15 protein-coding genes and 3 pseudogenes are annotated in these 17160 nt (G+C 31.5%); 17 read left to right on the forward strand and 1 reads right to left on the reverse strand.

Translation table 11 applies throughout. From position 1 onward, the window contains the following. Window position 1: 1 nt before the first annotated feature. From NST87_RS06240 to holA, 8 genes and pseudogenes are all read left to right on the forward strand, one after another. Window positions 2–727, forward strand: a complete 726-nt coding sequence (locus tag NST87_RS06240; protein WP_019469391.1) for a class I SAM-dependent DNA methyltransferase — start codon at window positions 2–4, stop codon at window positions 725–727. Between the two features lie 310 nt (window positions 728–1037). Then, window positions 1038–1224: pseudogene (locus NST87_RS13795) on the forward strand (helix-hairpin-helix domain-containing protein); the annotation flags it as partial. Window positions 1225–1345: 121 nt separating this feature from the next. Further along, window positions 1346–1492, forward strand: a complete 147-nt coding sequence (locus NST87_RS06250; protein WP_230620687.1) for a ComEA family DNA-binding protein — start codon at window positions 1346–1348, stop codon at window positions 1490–1492. An 81-nt stretch (window positions 1493–1573) separates the two neighbouring features. Beyond that, window positions 1574–2035 carry a ComE operon protein 2 gene (locus NST87_RS06255; RefSeq protein ID WP_019469390.1) on the forward strand — a complete coding sequence of 154 codons (462 nt, stop codon included), beginning with the start codon at window positions 1574–1576 and terminating at the stop codon, window positions 2033–2035. Window positions 2036–2130: 95 nt separating this feature from the next. Further along, complete coding sequence (locus tag NST87_RS06260) at window positions 2131–3039, forward strand: ComEC/Rec2 family competence protein (protein ID WP_080946748.1); 909 nt, start codon at window positions 2131–2133, stop codon at window positions 3037–3039. Between the two features lie 23 nt (window positions 3040–3062). After that, a pseudogene (locus NST87_RS06265) lies at window positions 3063–3335 on the forward strand (ComEC/Rec2 family competence protein); the annotation flags it as partial. A gap of 84 nt (window positions 3336–3419) precedes the next feature. Then, entirely contained in the window at window positions 3420–4265 is an 846-nt protein-coding gene (locus tag NST87_RS06270) for a ComEC/Rec2 family competence protein (RefSeq protein ID WP_064264430.1), read from the forward strand. 75 nt (window positions 4266–4340) lie between these two features. Continuing rightward, window positions 4341–5315, forward strand: coding sequence for a DNA polymerase III subunit delta (holA, locus tag NST87_RS06275; RefSeq protein WP_019469387.1), 975 nt, complete (start codon window positions 4341–4343; stop codon window positions 5313–5315). Between the two features lie 231 nt (window positions 5316–5546). Here the strand turns inward: holA and rpsT are convergent, their stop codons facing one another. Further along, complete coding sequence (gene rpsT, locus NST87_RS06280; protein WP_019469386.1) at window positions 5547–5798, reverse strand: 30S ribosomal protein S20; 252 nt, start codon at window positions 5796–5798, stop codon at window positions 5547–5549. Between the two features lie 320 nt (window positions 5799–6118). Between rpsT and lepA the strand changes: the two genes are divergently transcribed. The 9 genes and pseudogenes from lepA to mtaB all read left to right on the forward strand — a co-directional run bounded on the left by lepA (window position 6119) and on the right by mtaB (window position 17116). Next, a complete protein-coding gene (gene lepA, locus NST87_RS06285) occupies window positions 6119–7942 on the forward strand; it encodes a translation elongation factor 4 (protein WP_019469385.1) in 1824 nt (607 codons plus the stop codon). 103 nt (window positions 7943–8045) lie between these two features. Continuing rightward, entirely contained in the window at window positions 8046–9170 is a 1125-nt protein-coding gene (gene hemW, locus NST87_RS06290; RefSeq protein WP_340721422.1) for a radical SAM family heme chaperone HemW, read from the forward strand. Between the two features lie 99 nt (window positions 9171–9269). Next, window positions 9270–10250: a heat-inducible transcriptional repressor HrcA gene (gene hrcA / locus NST87_RS06295; protein WP_019469383.1), complete on the forward strand. Its 981-nt coding sequence runs from the start codon at window positions 9270–9272 to the stop codon at window positions 10248–10250. Between the two features lie 26 nt (window positions 10251–10276). Beyond that, window positions 10277–10903, forward strand: a complete 627-nt coding sequence (grpE, locus tag NST87_RS06300; protein ID WP_019469382.1) for a nucleotide exchange factor GrpE — start codon at window positions 10277–10279, stop codon at window positions 10901–10903. A 51-nt stretch (window positions 10904–10954) separates the two neighbouring features. Next, window positions 10955–12799 carry a molecular chaperone DnaK gene (gene dnaK / locus NST87_RS06305; protein ID WP_019469381.1) on the forward strand — a complete coding sequence of 615 codons (1845 nt, stop codon included), beginning with the start codon at window positions 10955–10957 and terminating at the stop codon, window positions 12797–12799. Between the two features lie 137 nt (window positions 12800–12936). After that, entirely contained in the window at window positions 12937–14067 is a 1131-nt protein-coding gene (gene dnaJ / locus NST87_RS06310) for a molecular chaperone DnaJ (protein ID WP_019469380.1), read from the forward strand. 3 nt (window positions 14068–14070) lie between these two features. Continuing rightward, entirely contained in the window at window positions 14071–15009 is a 939-nt protein-coding gene (gene prmA, locus NST87_RS06315) for a 50S ribosomal protein L11 methyltransferase (RefSeq protein ID WP_340721425.1), read from the forward strand. 3 nt (window positions 15010–15012) lie between these two features. Next, window positions 15013–15765, forward strand: a complete 753-nt coding sequence (locus NST87_RS06320) for a 16S rRNA (uracil(1498)-N(3))-methyltransferase (protein WP_340721427.1) — start codon at window positions 15013–15015, stop codon at window positions 15763–15765. 5 nt (window positions 15766–15770) lie between these two features. Beyond that, a pseudogene (gene mtaB, locus NST87_RS06325) lies at window positions 15771–17116 on the forward strand (tRNA (N(6)-L-threonylcarbamoyladenosine(37)-C(2))-methylthiotransferase MtaB). Window positions 17117–17160 lie beyond the last annotated feature (44 nt).

Genomic DNA, 17160 nt, shown 5'->3' on the forward strand with positions numbered 1-17160 from the left:
AATGGCTCAATACGAAGAAATGAGCTATTACTATGATCAATTAACTTTAGATCAGCCATACGAATCATGGCTTGATATTGTAAATTATTATGCTAAAAACAAATCAACTATCTTAGATATTGGTTGTGGTACAGGTAGTTTCACCTCAAAATTAAACGACTTTGATAATATAACAGGTATGGATTTAAGTGTTGATATGCTTTCGATAGCAATGCAAAAATCCAGTGAAGTGAATTGGATAGAAGGTGATATGACAGAATTCGACCTTAACCAACAATATGATGCAATAACCATTTTTTGTGATTCTTTAAATTATTTAACAGAATATGGAGATGTGTTATCCACTTTTCAGCAAGTATATCATCATCTAGAGCCGAATGAGGGTGTATTTATGTTTGATGTCCATACTGAACACAAGATGAATACATTATTCAATAATCAAAGTTATATTGATGAAACAGAAAATGTATTTTTAGCTTGGGAAGCTATTCGTGGCGAAGAACCATTAAGCGTATGGCATGATATGACATTTTTTATAAAACAAAGTGATAACTTATATAAAAGATTTGATGAGTCACATTACCAAAGGACTTATTCAAAGGAAGTTTACACTAAAATGTTAGAATCATGTGGTTTTAAACATATAACGACATTTGTTGATTTTGAATTTGAAAACCAGAATGATAATCAAGATGGAGAGCGCTTGTTCTTCATTGTTAAAAAATAAAAAAGTAAAATCACTCCTTTATGCGTGTAAACTATAAAGGAGTGATTTTTTGTTATCATTATGGGAATTGTTTAAAGAAAGATTTAGTCAATTTAATTCTACAATAAAAGTCTGTGTTATGCTATTTATAATAGTGACTGTAGCCTTAACTTTATCATTTTTAATGAACCGTGATAACGAACAAATGAAAAAAAGTAATGATATGGCACCAATAGAATTATCAGAGCATAACCAACTCAAACCAAATGAAAAAAATGAACGTTCATCGAATAAAACTGAAACACCAAGCAATGACCCTACAAAAGATTCATTTGTTTATGTTGATATCAAAGGTGCGGTAAAATATCCAAATGTTTATAAAATGAAAAATAATGATCGCGTCAAACAGTTGTTGGATAAAGCTATCGTTTCAGAACATGCAGATTTAACGAACATTAATTTATCAGAACGATTAATAGATCAGAAAATGATATATATTCCTGAAAAAGGGGAGCAACCTCATTTACAAGCTCAGAATCAATTGAATAAAAGTGAAACCGCAACAAATTTTTCAGAAAAAAAGATATTGATGCTGCAACAGTAAATTTAAATACTGCAACAGAAAGCGAGCTCACCAGTATGCCTGGAATAGGAAAGGTTAAAACTAAAGCTATCATTGAATATCGTGAGCAAAACGGTAATTTTAAATCTATTGATCAATTGAAAGAAATTAATGGATTCGGTACTAAAACAATAGAAAAATTAAGTTCACATTTAACAATCTAAAATTTTGTTGTGTTTTTTCGAAAATCGATTTAATCTATAAATATCACATTAAAAATTTACATAAATTGGAGGTTTAGTATCATGGATCGTATTAAATGGGAAGAATACTTTATGGCGCAAAGCCATTTATTAGCGCTGCGTTCTACATGTCAAAGATTGTCTGTGGGAGCAACGATTGTAAAAGATAATAGAATTATAGCTGGAGGGTATAATGGTTCTGTGTCTGGAGAAGTACATTGTATTGATGAAGATTGTCTGTTGGAAGATGGTCATTGCATTCGTACGATACACGCAGAAATGAACGCGTTGCTACAATGTGCAAAACAAGGGGTGTCAACAGAAGGCGCAACGATTTATGTTACTCATTTTCCATGCTTGAATTGCACAAAGTCAATTATCCAAGCTGGTATTAAAACGATTTATTATGCTGAAGACTATCATAATCATCATTATGCTTTAGATTTGTTAAAACAATCAGGTATTGTGTATAAAAAAATTCCATTTAATCAAGAACACGTAGCACAATATTTAATCAATAAATAAAATTGATTTATTATGCTTTAGCTTATTTGGCTGGTAACTTGCTACTATTTAATAAATTTTTATCTTTTATTTTAATACTTGGGCTAGTCATTATAATGAAAAGAAAAAGCTTTAATTTAATCCATTTTATAATAATAGTTATCATATCTTTAAGTAGTTTTATGATGTTTCAAAATGACTTGAGATCAGAAAAAGAATACCATTCTTCAATGATAAATAAAGTATTTCAAGGAAAAGCGAAATTAATCACAAAACCCAATTTGGAGCATCGTATACTTAAAGGTAAAATTAAAATAGATAAAAAGCTTTATACTTACGTTTATAATATACATGCATCAAAAAATATAGAAATAGAAAATGTTTCTGATTTTTTGTTCCAAAAAACTTGTAAGGTACACGGACAGTTTAGATCATTAAAAAACGATACAAGACCTAATCTTATTTTTATTCTTCAAAATATTCACCTTTCAAGTTGTTACGAAGACACAAGCACTTTTTCTGATACTTTAAATAAACATAAAACGTTTATTTATGAAAAAATGAAACAATGGAAAATAGCTTTCCCTGAAAAAACAATTGCATTAATTACAGGCGATACATCGTTTATGAACAAAGAAGAATTAGATACAATTAAAAAGATTGGCATTGCGCATCTACTTGCTATTAGTGGAACACATATAGCTATTATTATTGCAATCATATGCTTTATCCTAAACAGGATAAAATGTCCATTGTTTTTAACCAAACTAATATTAATAATATTATTACCTATTTATTGCATGTATACAAATATGTCTCCAAGTGCTGTTAGAGCAATATTTATGAGTTTGTTAATAATCATATTTCCAAAATACATTATAAAGAATTCAATGAACATTTTAGGGTTTTTATTCGTATTTTTAACATTTTTAAATCCCTCGTTAATTTATCATGTCGGATTTCAACTTTCTTTTTTAATCACTTTTTCAATCCTTTTTCAATCCTTTTTGTTAGCCCATTGCTAAAGAATTTAGGTATTTTTCAATCTTTGTGCTATATCACGTTTATTGCACAACTAAGCTCATTTATCTTAAGTTGTATCCATTTTCATCAAATTCAATGGATTGGTCTCATATCAAACCTCTTTTTTGTTCCATTCTATTCTTTCATATTATTTCCCTTCGTTATTTTTCTTACTTTTATCATACATTTGCCAATCAAACCTTTATTTATAATCAACTTATATAATCAATTAATTGTTTTGCATGATAAAGTGGTCGGAATTTTTGATAAACTCAACCTTTATCAATGGTATATTCCCAATTTAAATAATCTTCAAATAACTATAATATGTCTCATTTCGTTTCTATGTTTAGTTTTATTCGTTCATAAATGCTATAAATTTATGATAATTAGTTTAATTGCCTTATATATTGTCTCTACTATTCTACCTCAAGTACGCGCTTACCAACTTACAATGTTGGATGTAGGACAAGGTGACGCACTGTTATTTGAAACTAAATTACACGAATCATTATTAATCGATACGGGCGGTAATTTTAATTCGACACAGAACTTTTCGAGCCACAGTATTTCAAAATATCATATCTTACCAACATTAAAACGACATAATATAAAAAAGATTGATTACGTTGTGGTTACACATCCACATCTTGATCATATCGGTGAACTAGATTATTTAACAAACAGTTTAAAAATTAAAAATATTATAATTAATGCAAATAGCTTTAAAATTAAAGAACTAAATCATTTAAAAAATACCTGTTCAAAAAAGAATATCAAATTAATAGATTTCAAAAATAAATCACATTTTTTTATGAATAAAGCGGAAGTTAAACTGTTAGATGCTACAATTTCCAATTCTGATAATTTAAATGAACAATCAATCATTATATTAATACAGTACAAAAGTTATAAAATTTTATTAATGGGAGATGCAACAATAAATAATGAAGAGAATTTAATACATAAATATCATTTATACAATGTTGATATTTTAAAAGTTGGGCATCATGGCAGTCGTACGAGTACAAGTAATAATTTATTGAAAGCAATTAGACCTAAAATAGCTCTCATTTCAGTAGGTGAAAAAAATAAATATAGACTTCCCAATCATCAAATTATTAATAGACTAAAATCTTTTGACATTAAAATATTTCAAACAAATATCAACGGAGAAGTGAACATTTTATTTAAAAACCAAATTGAAATACACTCACAATTCAATTAAAATTTTTAATTAGTGAGAAGCTATGACGCGTGTTATAATTAAAAAATGTGTAATAGAAATGAAAGGGTGCTAAGAATGAGCAGTAATATAATAACGATATATGGTGAAGTACCTGAACTAATTGAAAAAAAAGCTTCTGAAGTCATTGACCAATATTTAGATGACCCAAAAGATGAATTCAATTTCGTTAAATATAACTTATATGAAAATGATTTAGCTCCAATAATTGAAGAAACGCTGACAATGCCATTTTTCTCTAATAAAAAGGCTGTTCTAGTACAAAATGCATATGTATTTACTGGTGAGAAGCCACCTAAAGAATTAAATCATAATATTGATCAACTGATAGAATTTATAGAAAAATACGATGGTGACACTTTAATATTATTTGAAGTAAATCATTCTAAACTAGACGAAAGAAAAAAAGTTGTTAAATCTTTGAAAAAGCATGCACAAATTAAAAAAATAGAACAAATGTCAGAAGAAGACATAAAGCGTTGGATAAAAAGTCAACTGCATGAAAATTATAAAGATATTAAACAAGATGCACTAGATCTAGTTATTGAATTAACTGGAGTTAATTTTAATATTGTTAAACAAGAAATAGAAAAACTCATTTTATTTTTAGGTGATAGAACGACAATTAACAAAAATGATGTTCATCAAATTGTTAATAGGAGTTTGGAACAAAATGTTTTTTTACTGACTGAATATATCCAAAAAAATAAAAAAACAGAAGCTATTCAATTGGTTAAAGACTTAATAGCAATGAAAGAGGAACCTATAAAATTATTAGCTCTAATTACGAGTAATTATCGACTTTTCTATCAAAGTAAAATATTAGGACAAAAGGGTTATAGTGGTCAACAAATTGCCAAAACAATCAATGTCCATCCTTATAGAGTGAAGTTAGCTTTAAATCAAGCAAGACACTATGAATTAGAAAGTTTATTAAATATCATTGATAATTGTGCAGAAACAGATTATAAATTAAAGTCATCTTATATGAATAAACACCTTATACTTGAACTGTTTATTTTATCCTTATAAATTAGACGGTTTTTAGGTTTAGCTAACCGTACATAATGTATATAATGTTGTCGATGAATTATAACAAAAGTGTGCACTAATAATGCTAATCTTATAAAATCATAAAATAGAGAGAAAAAAGGCCCAGAAGAATTTTTACTTATTGCAAAACATTTCTGGGCTGATTTTATGAAGCATGAAATACGTTATTTTTAAAATAAAAAAAGTTCAAGCGTAAGCTTGAACTTTAAATTATTTAGCAGCTGTCATTAAAGATGATTTAATTCTAGCAGCTTTGTTAGAATGTATTAAGTTGCGTTGAGCAGCTTTATCTACTTTTTTCAATGCAAAGCTTACTAATTCAGCTTTATCGTCAGCATTAGTGTCGATTGCTGTATGAGCTCTTTTCACAGCTGTACGCATTGCATTTTTTTGTGAAATATTACGTTCTTCAGTTACATGAGTAGTATTAACACGTTTAATTGCAGATTTAATGTTTGGCATGTCTGTCACCTCCTAAAAGTGTGATCTTCGCTATCAAAAATTAATTTGATTACAACAAGAAATATTTTATCAAAACAACCAGGTTTCTGCAATCATTTATTTATATTAAGACGCGTAAAGTCGCGATAAATGGTACAATATTAATTACAATGACAAAAGATATACATAAAAATAGTTACATAGACGATAAAATATACACATAACTTTAAAAATCACTATTAAATTTATCAAGTTTGCAATTAGTAAATAAAAACGTTATTATATCAAAGAATGTCATACATATTTACGGGCTAGAATTATGAAAGTGAGACTGATAATACATGGATAAAGAAAATCGTTTAAGCAAGCGTGAAAATATAAGAAACTTTTCTATTATTGCACATATTGACCATGGGAAATCTACATTAGCAGATAGAATTTTGGAAAATACTAAATCTGTTGAATCACGTGAGATGCAATCACAGTTATTGGATTCAATGGATTTAGAGAGAGAACGCGGTATAACAATAAAGTTAAATGCTGTGCGTTTAAAATATGATGCAAAAGATGGTGAGACTTATACGTTTCACTTGATTGATACACCTGGACACGTAGATTTTACATATGAAGTTTCTAGATCACTAGCTGCCTGTGAAGGTGCTATATTAGTTGTAGATGCTGCTCAAGGCATAGAGGCTCAAACATTAGCCAATGTTTATTTGGCATTAGATAACGATTTAGAGTTATTACCAGTTGTAAATAAAATTGATTTACCAGCAGCAGAACCTGAGCGTGTAAAACAAGAAGTAGAAGATGTAATAGGACTTGATAAAGATGATGTCGTATTAGCCAGTGCAAAATCAAATATTGGCATTGAAGATATATTAGAAAAAATTGTAGAAGTGGTGCCACCACCACAGGGAGATCCAGAAGCGCCATTAAAAGCATTGATTTTTGATTCAGAATATGATCCGTACAGAGGCGTTATTTCTTCAATTCGAATTGTTGAAGGAACTTTGAAAACGGGTGATGAAATTAAAATGATGGCTACGGGAAAATCTTTTGAAGTTACCGAAGTAGGTATCAATACACCTAAACAATTACCAGTTAACGAGCTAACGGTAGGGGATGTAGGTTATGTCATTGCCAGTATTAAAAATGTAGATGATTCACGTGTCGGAGATACGATTACACACCTAGATCGTCCAGCAGCAGAACCGCTAAAAGGTTATAAAAAAATGAATCCGATGGTTTTCTGTGGTTTATTCCCTATTGATAATAAAGATTACAATGATTTACGAGAGGCATTAGAAAAGTTGCAATTAAATGATGCTTCGTTAGAATTTGAACCTGAGTCATCTCAAGCATTAGGTTTTGGATATAGAACAGGTTTCTTAGGTATGCTGCATATGGAAATTATCCAAGAACGTATTGAACGTGAGTTTGGAATAGAACTAATTGCTACAGCACCATCTGTGATTTATGAATGTATTCTTAAAAATGGTGATGAAATCTCTGTTGATAATCCAGCATATATGCCTGAAAGAGATCAAATTGATACAGTTTATGAACCTTTTGTAAGAGCGACAATGATGGTACCAAATGATTATGTGGGTGCAGTTATGGAATTATGTCAACGTAAACGTGGACAATTTATTAATATGGAATATTTAGATGATATTCGTGTCAATATTATTTATGAGTTGCCATTATCTGAAGTTGTATTTGATTTCTTTGATCAGCTTAAATCAAACACAAAAGGCTATGCTTCTTTTGATTATGAATTCATTGATAATAAAGAAAGTGACCTAGTCAAAATGGATATATTACTAAATGGAGAGAAAGTAGATGCACTTAGTTTTATAGTTCATAAAGATTTCGCATACGAAAGAGGAAAAGCGTTAGTTGAAAAGCTAAAAACACTTATACCTAGACAACAATTCGAAGTACCTGTACAAGCAGCAGTTGGACAAAAAATAGTCGCCCGTACAAACATAAAATCAATGGGTAAAAATGTCTTATCTAAGTGTTATGGTGGAGATATTAGCCGCAAGAGAAAACTATTAGAAAAGCAAAAAGCTGGTAAAGCAAAAATGAAATCAGTTGGTAATGTTGAAATACCACAGGATGCTTTCCTTGCAGTGCTTAAGATGGACGAAGATTAATATTATTACTTATTAAATATTGGGGCCTTAAATCCATTCGATTTATGCCCCAGTTTTTTGTTATGTTAATCTATTTTATTTAACGAAAGAAGGTTATCTCAAAATGGAAGTTAAAAGTGCATATATCCATATTCCTTTCTGTGTCAAAATTTGTACTTATTGCGATTTCAATAAATATTTTATACAAAATCAACCAGTGGATCAGTATTTAGATTGCTTAATAAACGAAATGAAGCAAAGTGAAGTTAGATCCTTAGAAACAGTTTTTGTCGGCGGTGGGACACCTACTGCTTTATCATATGAGCAACTTGAGAAATTATTGATTGCAATTACAGAAATCTTTGAAATTAAAGGAGAATTTAGTTTTGAAGCGAATCCGGATGAATTAACTTTAGAAAAAGTGCAATTGTTAAGGGATTATGGTGTGAATAGATTGTCGATGGGCGTTCAAACATTTAAACCTGAATTGTTAGAGATATTAGGACGTTCTCATAAGACAGAAGATATATACAGAGCCGTATCGAATGCAAGGCAGGCCGGGATACCTTCTATAAATTTAGATTTAATGTATCATTTACCACAACAAAGCTTAGAAGATTTCAAAGATAGTTTAGAAAAAGCATTATCGATGGATATTGATCATATTTCAAGTTATGGCTTGATTTTAGAGCCTAAAACTCAGTTCTATAATATGTATCGTAAAGGGCAGCTGAAAATCCCAAACGAAGATGTCGGAGAAGAAATGTACGAATATTTATTAAATAGGATGCATGAGACTGAGTTACATCAATATGAAATTTCAAACTTTGGTAAAAAAGGACATGAATCAGAACACAATAAAGTTTACTGGAAAAACGAAGGTTATTATGGATTTGGTGCAGGGGCAAGTGGTTACGTTAATGGCGAACGTTACAATAATGTAAATCCTGTGAATCACTATATTAAAAAGATACAAAATAACGAAAGACCTATTCTTGACTCAGTATATCCAACAGAAAGTGAACAAATGGAAGAAGAGATGTTTCTAGGTTTAAGAATGAACCAAGGTGTAAGTAGAAAACGCTTTAATCAAAAGTTTAATAAAACGATTGACGACGTTTATGACGAAGCAATCAAAGATTTAAAACAGAGAGAATTAATTTATGATACAGGTGACTACATTTCTTTAACAGAGAGAGGTAAAGTAATTGGCAACCTAGTATTTGAAGCGTTTTTACTGAATGTTTAATTTTTTAAAAAAACTGAGGCTTTAACATTGACTTACTTTGACCAATTTGATAAATTATAATTAGCACTTGAAACAAAAGAGTGCTAATGAGGTGAAAACATGATTAGTGATAGACAATTGAGCATTTTAAATGCAATTGTTGAAGATTATGTTGATTTAGGTCAACCAATTGGTTCCAAAACACTGATTGAACGACATAATTTAAATGTTAGTCCTGCCACTATTAGAAACGAAATGAAACAACTAGAGGAACTTCATTTAATAGAAAAAACGCATACTTCATCAGGACGTTCTCCATCAGAGTCAGGCATCAGATATTATGTGAATCAATTATTGCAACAAACATCTCATCAACAACACAAAAAAATACAACGTTTAGAAGATTTACTGGTTGAAAATCATTATGATATTTCCTCAGCTTTGAGTGAATTCGCGAATGAACTTTCAATCGCTTCTCAGTATACAACGTTGGTAATGCGTCCAAATCACAAAAAAGATATTATTAATAACATTCACTTGATTCGAGCAAATGCATATTTAGTAATCATGGTCGTTGTTTTTACATCTGGTCATGTTGAACACTTACATTTAGTATCCAAAGCACGTTTATCGAGTGATGAATTGACAAATATAGCTAATTTTGTGACTGCAAAATATAATGCGTTAAATCAACAACGCTTAGAAAATGAACTAAATGCCTTTGCAAAGTCAGATTTTGAAAAAGACTTTATAAAGGACATGTTAGATACAATAGATGTTCATTTTGATAATCAAAGTAATGGCATTTACATGGGTGGAAAGGTTAAACTAATTGATGCACTAAACGAATCAAACGTTTCTTCTATTCAACCCATATTGCAGTATATTGAATCAAACAAAATTACTCAGCTACTTGATGAAATGTCAAATTCATCAATTAATGTTAAGATTGGACAGGAAATCGAATCAAGCTTGAGCGATATTTCTATTGTCACTACAGAATATCACATCGACGATAGACTTAAAGGTCAAATTGCGGTTATCGGACCAACAGCAATGAATTATCAGAATGTAATACAATTACTAAATACGATTTGGTAATTAAGAATTGTATTGGAGGGCAGAAAATGACAGAAAAAAATGAATCAGTATTCGATGAAAACGAAAAAACTGAAGATATCAATCAAGAAACACCAACGAATCAAACAACTTCAGTTGAAGATGCTGATGAAATAGCTAACGAATCACAAGATAATCTGCAAGAGGAAAATTCTGAGGATACTGAGGCAGATATCGATCCTAAAGATGAAGAAATTCAACAATTAAAAAATAATGTTCAAGAAGAAGAAGAAAAATATTTAAGATTATATGCTGAATTTGAAAATTATAAGCGTAGAATCCAAAAAGAAAATCAAACGATGAAAGCATATAAAGCTCAAGATGTTTTAAATGACATTTTACCGACTATAGATAATATAGAACGAGCTTTACAAATTGAAGGCGAAGATGAGCAATTTAAATCATTACAAAAAGGTGTGGAAATGGTTTATGAAAGCTTGTTGAACGCATTGAAAAATAACGGTTTAGAAAAAATTGAGGCTGAAGGTCAACAGTTTGATCCAAATGTACATCAAGCTGTGGTACAAGACGATAATCCTGATTATGAATCAGGTCAAGTTACTCAAGAACTACAAACTGGTTATAAATTGAAGGAACGTGTTTTAAGACCTTCAATGGTTAAAGTAAATCAATAATTTTATTGATGAAAATACCGAATTTTTAAAACAAACAGGAGGAATTTATTTATGAGTAAAGTAATAGGTATTGACTTAGGTACAACAAATTCATGTGTAGCAATCTTGGAAGGTGACGAACCAAAAGTTGTTCAAAACCCTGAAGGTGCTAGAACAACGCCGTCTGTTGTAGCATTTAAAAATGGTGAAACTCAAGTAGGTGAAGTTGCTAAGCGTCAAGCAATTACAAACCCTAATACAATTCAATCTATCAAACGTCATATGGGTACTGAGCACAAAGTAGACGTAGAAGGTAAATCATACACACCACAAGAAATATCTGCGATGGTATTACAAAACCTTAAGAGTACTGCAGAAGATTATTTAGGTGAAAAAGTAGAAAAAGCAGTTATCACTGTTCCTGCATACTTTAATGACAGTGAACGTCAAGCTACAAAAGATGCTGGTAAAATTGCTGGTTTAGAAGTTGAACGTATTATTAACGAACCAACAGCAGCAGCATTAGCTTATGGTTTAGATAAAACAGAACAAGACCAAAAAGTCTTAGTATTTGACCTAGGTGGCGGTACATTCGACGTATCTATCCTTGAATTAGGTGACGGTGTATTCGAAGTACTTTCAACTGCAGGTGATAATAAACTAGGTGGGGACGACTTTGACCAAGTTATTATCGATTATTTAGTTGCAGAATTTAAAAAAGAAAATGGCGTAGACTTATCACAAGACAAAATGGCATTACAACGTCTAAAAGACGCTGCTGAAAAAGCTAAAAAAGACTTATCAGGTGTTTCTCAAACACAAATCTCATTACCATTTATTTCTGCAGGTGAAAATGGTCCGCTACACTTAGAATTAAGTTTAACACGTTCAAAATTTGAAGAATTAGCTGATTCATTAATCAGAAGAACGATGGAACCAACTCGCCAAGCTATGAAAGATGCTGGTATCAGTAGTTCTGATATCGATGAAGTTATTTTAGTTGGTGGTTCAACAAGAATTCCTGCAGTTCAAGACGCTGTGAAAAAAGAAGTAGGTAAAGATCCTCACAAAGGTGTTAACCCAGACGAAGTAGTAGCAATGGGTGCTGCTATCCAAGGTGGCGTTATCACTGGTGATGTTAAAGATGTAGTATTATTAGACGTAACACCTCTTTCATTAGGTATTGAAATAATGGGTGGACGTATGAATACATTGATTGAAAGAAATACTACTATCCCTACATCTAAATCACAAGTTTATTCAACGGCAGCAGATAATCAACCAGCAGTTGATATTCACGTATTACAAGGTGAACGTCCAATGGCTTCTGACAACAAAACACTTGGCAGATTCCAATTAACTGATATTCCACCAGCTCCACGTGGTGTACCACAAATTGAAGTAACTTTTGATATCGATAAAAATGGTATCGTTAATGTTACTGCAAAAGATTTAGGTACAAATAAAGAACAAAACATTACTATTCAATCAAGTTCTTCACTTTCTGATGATGAAATCGATCGTATGGTAAAAGATGCTGAAGAAAACGCTGAAGCAGATAAACAGCGTCGTGAAGAAAGTGATTTAAGAAACGAAGCAGATAGTTTAGTATTCCAAGTTGAAAAAACAATTACTGATTTAGGTGAAAATATCAGTGAAGATGATAAAAATAATGCAGAAGAGAAAAAAGAAGCTTTAAAATCTGCGCTTGAAGGCGAAGATATTGATGACATTAAAGCTAAAAAAGAAGAACTAGAAAAAGTAGTTCAAGACTTGTCTGCTAAAGTTTACGAGCAAGCTGCTCAAGCACAACAACAAGCACAAGGTGAACAAGCAAGTGGTTCAGATGATAGCAATGTTGAAGATGCTGATTTCACAGAAGTAAATGATGATGATAACAAAGACGACAAAAAATAAGTTTAGTTATTAATTGCTATTGAAAGCAGAATATGACACAATTGCTTAGCCAAATTAAGTCAAAGTCAATTGAACATTGGCTTTGACTTTTTCCTTTTTAATAAGTAATTTAATCAAACGTAAAAGGAGAGATAAAAGTGGCCAAAAGAGATTATTATGATATCTTGGGTGTCAGTAAAGACGCTTCTAAAGATGAAATAAAAAAGGCTTACCGTAAATTATCAAAAAAATATCATCCTGACATCAATAAAGAAGAAGGTGCAGATGAAAAGTTCAAGGAAATTTCAGAAGCATATGAAACGTTAAGTGATGAAAACAAGCGTGCAAACTATGATCAATTTGGTCATGATGGACCACAAGGTGGATTTGGCGGCCAAGGATTCGGTGGTCAAGACTTTAGTGGTTTCGGCGGCGGTTTCGAAGATATATTCAGTTCATTCTTCGGTGGTGGACGTCAAAGAGATCCAAATGCACCTAGAAAAGGTGATGACCTACAATATACAATGACTGTTACTTTTGAAGAAGCTGTATTCGGTACAAGCAAAGAGATTTCAATACGCAAAGATGTAACTTGTCATACTTGTGATGGTGAAGGTGCAAAACCGGGAACTAAGAAAAAAACGTGTCATTACTGTAATGGTTCAGGACATGTTGCTGTAGAACAGAATACGATATTAGGTAGAGTTAGAACTGAAAAAGTTTGTCCAGTTTGTAGTGGTTCTGGTCAAGAATTTGAAGAACCTTGTCCGACATGTCACGGTAAAGGAACTGAAAACAAAACAGTTAAAATTAATGTGACAGTGCCAGAAGGTGTAGATAATGAACAACAAATAAGATTAGCAGGTGAAGGTGCGCCTGGAGAAAATGGTGGACCACAAGGTGATTTATACGTTGTATTTAGAGTTAAACCTTCTGAAACATTTGAAAGGGAAGGCGACGATATTTACTTTTCACAAGATATCAGTATCGCTCAAGCAACACTTGGTGATGAAATTAAAGTCCCAACTTTAAAAGGTCATGTTATGTTAACAATTCCTGGCGGAACACAATCAGGAAAACAATTCCGTCTTAAAGAAAAAGGTGTAAAAAATGTTCATGGCTATGGCTATGGTGATTTATTTATCAACGTGAAAGTTGTCACACCTACTAAGATAAATGAACGTCAAAAAGAATTGTTAAGAGAATTTGCCGAAATTGATGGTGAATCATTAACTGAGCAACCGTCAAATTTTAAGGATAAAGCAAAAAGATTCTTTAAAGGAGAATAAAATATGAACTGGACTGAAATATCAATCACTGCAAATCATGATGCCATACCAATTATTTCTAATATTTTAGAAGAACATGGATCAAACGGAGTCGTTATTGAAGATTCATTAGATCTTCGAAATGATTTTGCTGACAAATTTGGTGAAATTTATGAACTAAATCCTGATGATTACCCAGTTAATGGCGTAAGAGTTAAAGCATATTTTAATGAAATAAAATATACTCAGGATTTTAAAATTGATTTGATTCAAAAAATTAAAAGTATTGAATCGTTGGATGCAAAAATATTTGAATATCAACAACAAACAATTCAAGAACATGATTGGGAAAATGAATGGAAAAATTATTTTCATCCGTTTAGAGCGTCTGCTAAATTTACAATTGTTCCAAGTTGGGAAACATATCAAAAAGAAGACGAAAATGAAATGTATATTGAGTTGGATCCAGGTATGGCTTTTGGTACAGGTGATCATCCAACGACAAGTATGTGCTTGAAAGCTATTGAAACTTTCGTGAAGTCAGATGATTCAGTGATTGATGTTGGCACAGGTTCAGGCATACTCAGCATTGCATCATATTTATTAGGTGTAGAACGCATAAAAGCGATTGATGTAGATGAAATGGCCATTAAAGTTGCGAAAGAAAACTTTGAAAAAAATAATTGTGTTAAAGCTATTGAGGCTGCGCCAGGCAATTTACTTACAGAAGAAACTGAAAAGTTTGATGTCGTTATTGCAAATATTTTAGCTCATATTATTGAAGAAATGATTGAAGATGCTTATAATACGTTAAATAAAGATGGTTATTTTATAACTTCTGGTATTATAACAGAGAAACACGAAACAATTTTAGTACAGATGAAGCGTGTAGGGTTTAAAATCATTTCTATTAATCATGACAACGGTTGGGTATGTATCGTTGGACAGAAAGTGAGCGATTAAGCAATGCAGAGATATTTTATTGACCAAAACGCTGATTTATATCAGCGTTTTTTTATTACGGATCAAAATGATATACATCATATTACAAAGGTAATGCGATATCAAAATGGTGACCAAATCATTATTACTTTTTCAGATCAAAGCGTTTATAAATGTAAAATCGAAAATATGACTATGGCGGAAATTGAAATTACATTAATAGAAAAAATAGATATCGATTCTGAATTACCACAACATATAACAATTTGCAGTGGGTTAATTAAAGCGGATAAGTATGAATGGATGATACAAAAATCCACAGAGCTAGGTGCAAGACAATTTATCGCTGTTGGTATGCAAAGATCTGTTGTAAAACTAAATGAAAATAAAGTTGTTAAAAAGTTAGAACGTTGGCAAAAAATTATAAAAGAAGCTGCTGAACAAAGTTATAGGCTAATTATTCCAGAAATAGAGTATAAGTCGAATTTAAAGGAAATTTATGATATTATAAATGAATATGATTATGTATTGATTGCTTATGAAGAATCTGCTAAGTGTGGGGAAAAAAGTACTTTTAAGGCAGTTGTTCAAAAATTTGAACCTGGTGATCGTGTGTTAATCATTTTTGGGCCTGAAGGTGGCTTGTCTGAATCAGAAATTAAGTTATTTGGTAGTTCAGCATACCAAGTCGGTCTAGGGCCTAGGATTTTAAGAGCTGAAACTGCACCGTTATATACTTTAAGTGCTGTAAGCTTTCAAAAAGATTTATTGGGGTGATATTTATGTCAACAGTTGCATTTCATACATTAGGATGTAAAGTGAATCATTATGAAACAGAGGCAATTTGGCAATTATTTAAAGAAGCAGATTACGACCGTGTTGATTTTGAAACAAATGCTGATGTATTTGTTATAAATACGTGTACGGTCACTAATACAGGTGATAAAAAAGCAGGCAAGTCATTAGACGTGCTATAAGACAAAATCCAGAGGCAGTGGTATGTGTAACTGGTTGTTATGCACAGACATCTCCTGCTGAAATTATGGAAATACCTGGCGTAGATATTGTGGTCGGCACTCAAGATCGGACGAAGTTAATCGGTTATATCAATGAGTTTAAAAAAGAAAGACAACCAATTAATGGTGTGGGAAACATCATGAAAAATCGTACATATGAAGAATTAGAAGTTCCATACTTTACAGATAGAACAAGAGCTTCGTTGAAGATACAAGAAGGGTGCAATAATTTTTGTACTTTCTGTATTATTCCTTGGGCTCGTGGCTTAATGCGATCTAGAGACCCTGAAAAAGTTATAGAACAAGCAACTACACTGGTAAATTCAGGGTATAAAGAAATTGTTTTAACTGGTATTCATACAGGTGGATATGGTCAGGACTTAAAAAATTATAATTTAGCACAATTATTACGTGACTTAGAAACTGTAGATGGCTTAGAGCGTATTAGAATTTCATCGATTGAAGCAAGTCAATTAACAGATGAAGTTATTAGTGTAATTGAGCAATCAAACAAAGTTGTACGTCATCTTCATATCCCATTACAATCTGGGTCTGATTCAGTATTGAAGAGAATGAGAAGAAAATATACTATGGCTCATTTTTCAGAGCGATTGACTCGTTTACATGAAGCACTACCTGGATTAGCAGTTACAAGTGATGTCATTGTTGGTTTCCCAGGTGAAACTGAAGAAGAATTCCAAGAAACATATGATTTTATTGTTGAACACAAATTTTCAGAATTACATGTATTTCCTTATTCTTCAAGAATCGGCACACCAGCTGCCAGAATGGACGACCAAGTTGATGAAAATATTAAAAATGAACGTGTACATCGCTTAATTCATTTGAATGATCAGCTTGCTAAGACGTATGCATCAAAATTCGATCAAGAAGTACTTGAAGTTATTCCAGAAGAAGTTGGCAGTGAGCCAGGGACATTAATAGGTTTTGCTGATAATTATATGAAAGTTCAATTCGCTGGTGATGAATCTCTAATCGGTGAACTCGTAAAGGTAAAAATCACTCAACCTGATTACCCAATCAATCAAGGCGAATTACTAAGAGTAGTACATCATGCTACCAATACAACAGAACATTCTGTTACTGTATAAGATTTAATAGACAATGATTCAATGGAAACACATTCGCATGGTGT

Origin of the sequence: Staphylococcus sp. FSL W8-0271 (assembly GCF_038006605.1) — a bacterium.
In the GTDB taxonomy this organism is placed as follows: domain Bacteria; phylum Bacillota; class Bacilli; order Staphylococcales; family Staphylococcaceae; genus Staphylococcus; species Staphylococcus cohnii.

Coding starts and splice junctions, on each gene's coding strand:
- prmA (WP_340721425.1), top strand. CDS start 14,071: ATGAACTGGACTGAAATATCAATCACTGCAAATCATGATGCCATACCA.
- lepA (WP_019469385.1), top strand. CDS start 6,119: ATGGATAAAGAAAATCGTTTAAGCAAGCGTGAAAATATAAGAAACTTT.
- NST87_RS06250 (WP_230620687.1), top strand. CDS start 1,346: ATGCCTGGAATAGGAAAGGTTAAAACTAAAGCTATCATTGAATATCGT.
- hrcA (WP_019469383.1), top strand. CDS start 9,270: ATGATTAGTGATAGACAATTGAGCATTTTAAATGCAATTGTTGAAGAT.
- NST87_RS06260 (WP_080946748.1), top strand. CDS start 2,131: ATGAAAAGAAAAAGCTTTAATTTAATCCATTTTATAATAATAGTTATC.
- NST87_RS06255 (WP_019469390.1), top strand. CDS start 1,574: ATGGATCGTATTAAATGGGAAGAATACTTTATGGCGCAAAGCCATTTA.
- NST87_RS06320 (WP_340721427.1), top strand. CDS start 15,013: ATGCAGAGATATTTTATTGACCAAAACGCTGATTTATATCAGCGTTTT.
- NST87_RS06240 (WP_019469391.1), top strand. CDS start 2: ATGGCTCAATACGAAGAAATGAGCTATTACTATGATCAATTAACTTTA.
- holA (WP_019469387.1), top strand. CDS start 4,341: ATGAGCAGTAATATAATAACGATATATGGTGAAGTACCTGAACTAATT.
- hemW (WP_340721422.1), top strand. CDS start 8,046: ATGGAAGTTAAAAGTGCATATATCCATATTCCTTTCTGTGTCAAAATT.
- NST87_RS06270 (WP_064264430.1), top strand. CDS start 3,420: ATGATAATTAGTTTAATTGCCTTATATATTGTCTCTACTATTCTACCT.
- rpsT (WP_019469386.1), bottom strand. CDS start 5,798: ATGCCAAACATTAAATCTGCAATTAAACGTGTTAATACTACTCATGTA.
- grpE (WP_019469382.1), top strand. CDS start 10,277: ATGACAGAAAAAAATGAATCAGTATTCGATGAAAACGAAAAAACTGAA.
- dnaK (WP_019469381.1), top strand. CDS start 10,955: ATGAGTAAAGTAATAGGTATTGACTTAGGTACAACAAATTCATGTGTA.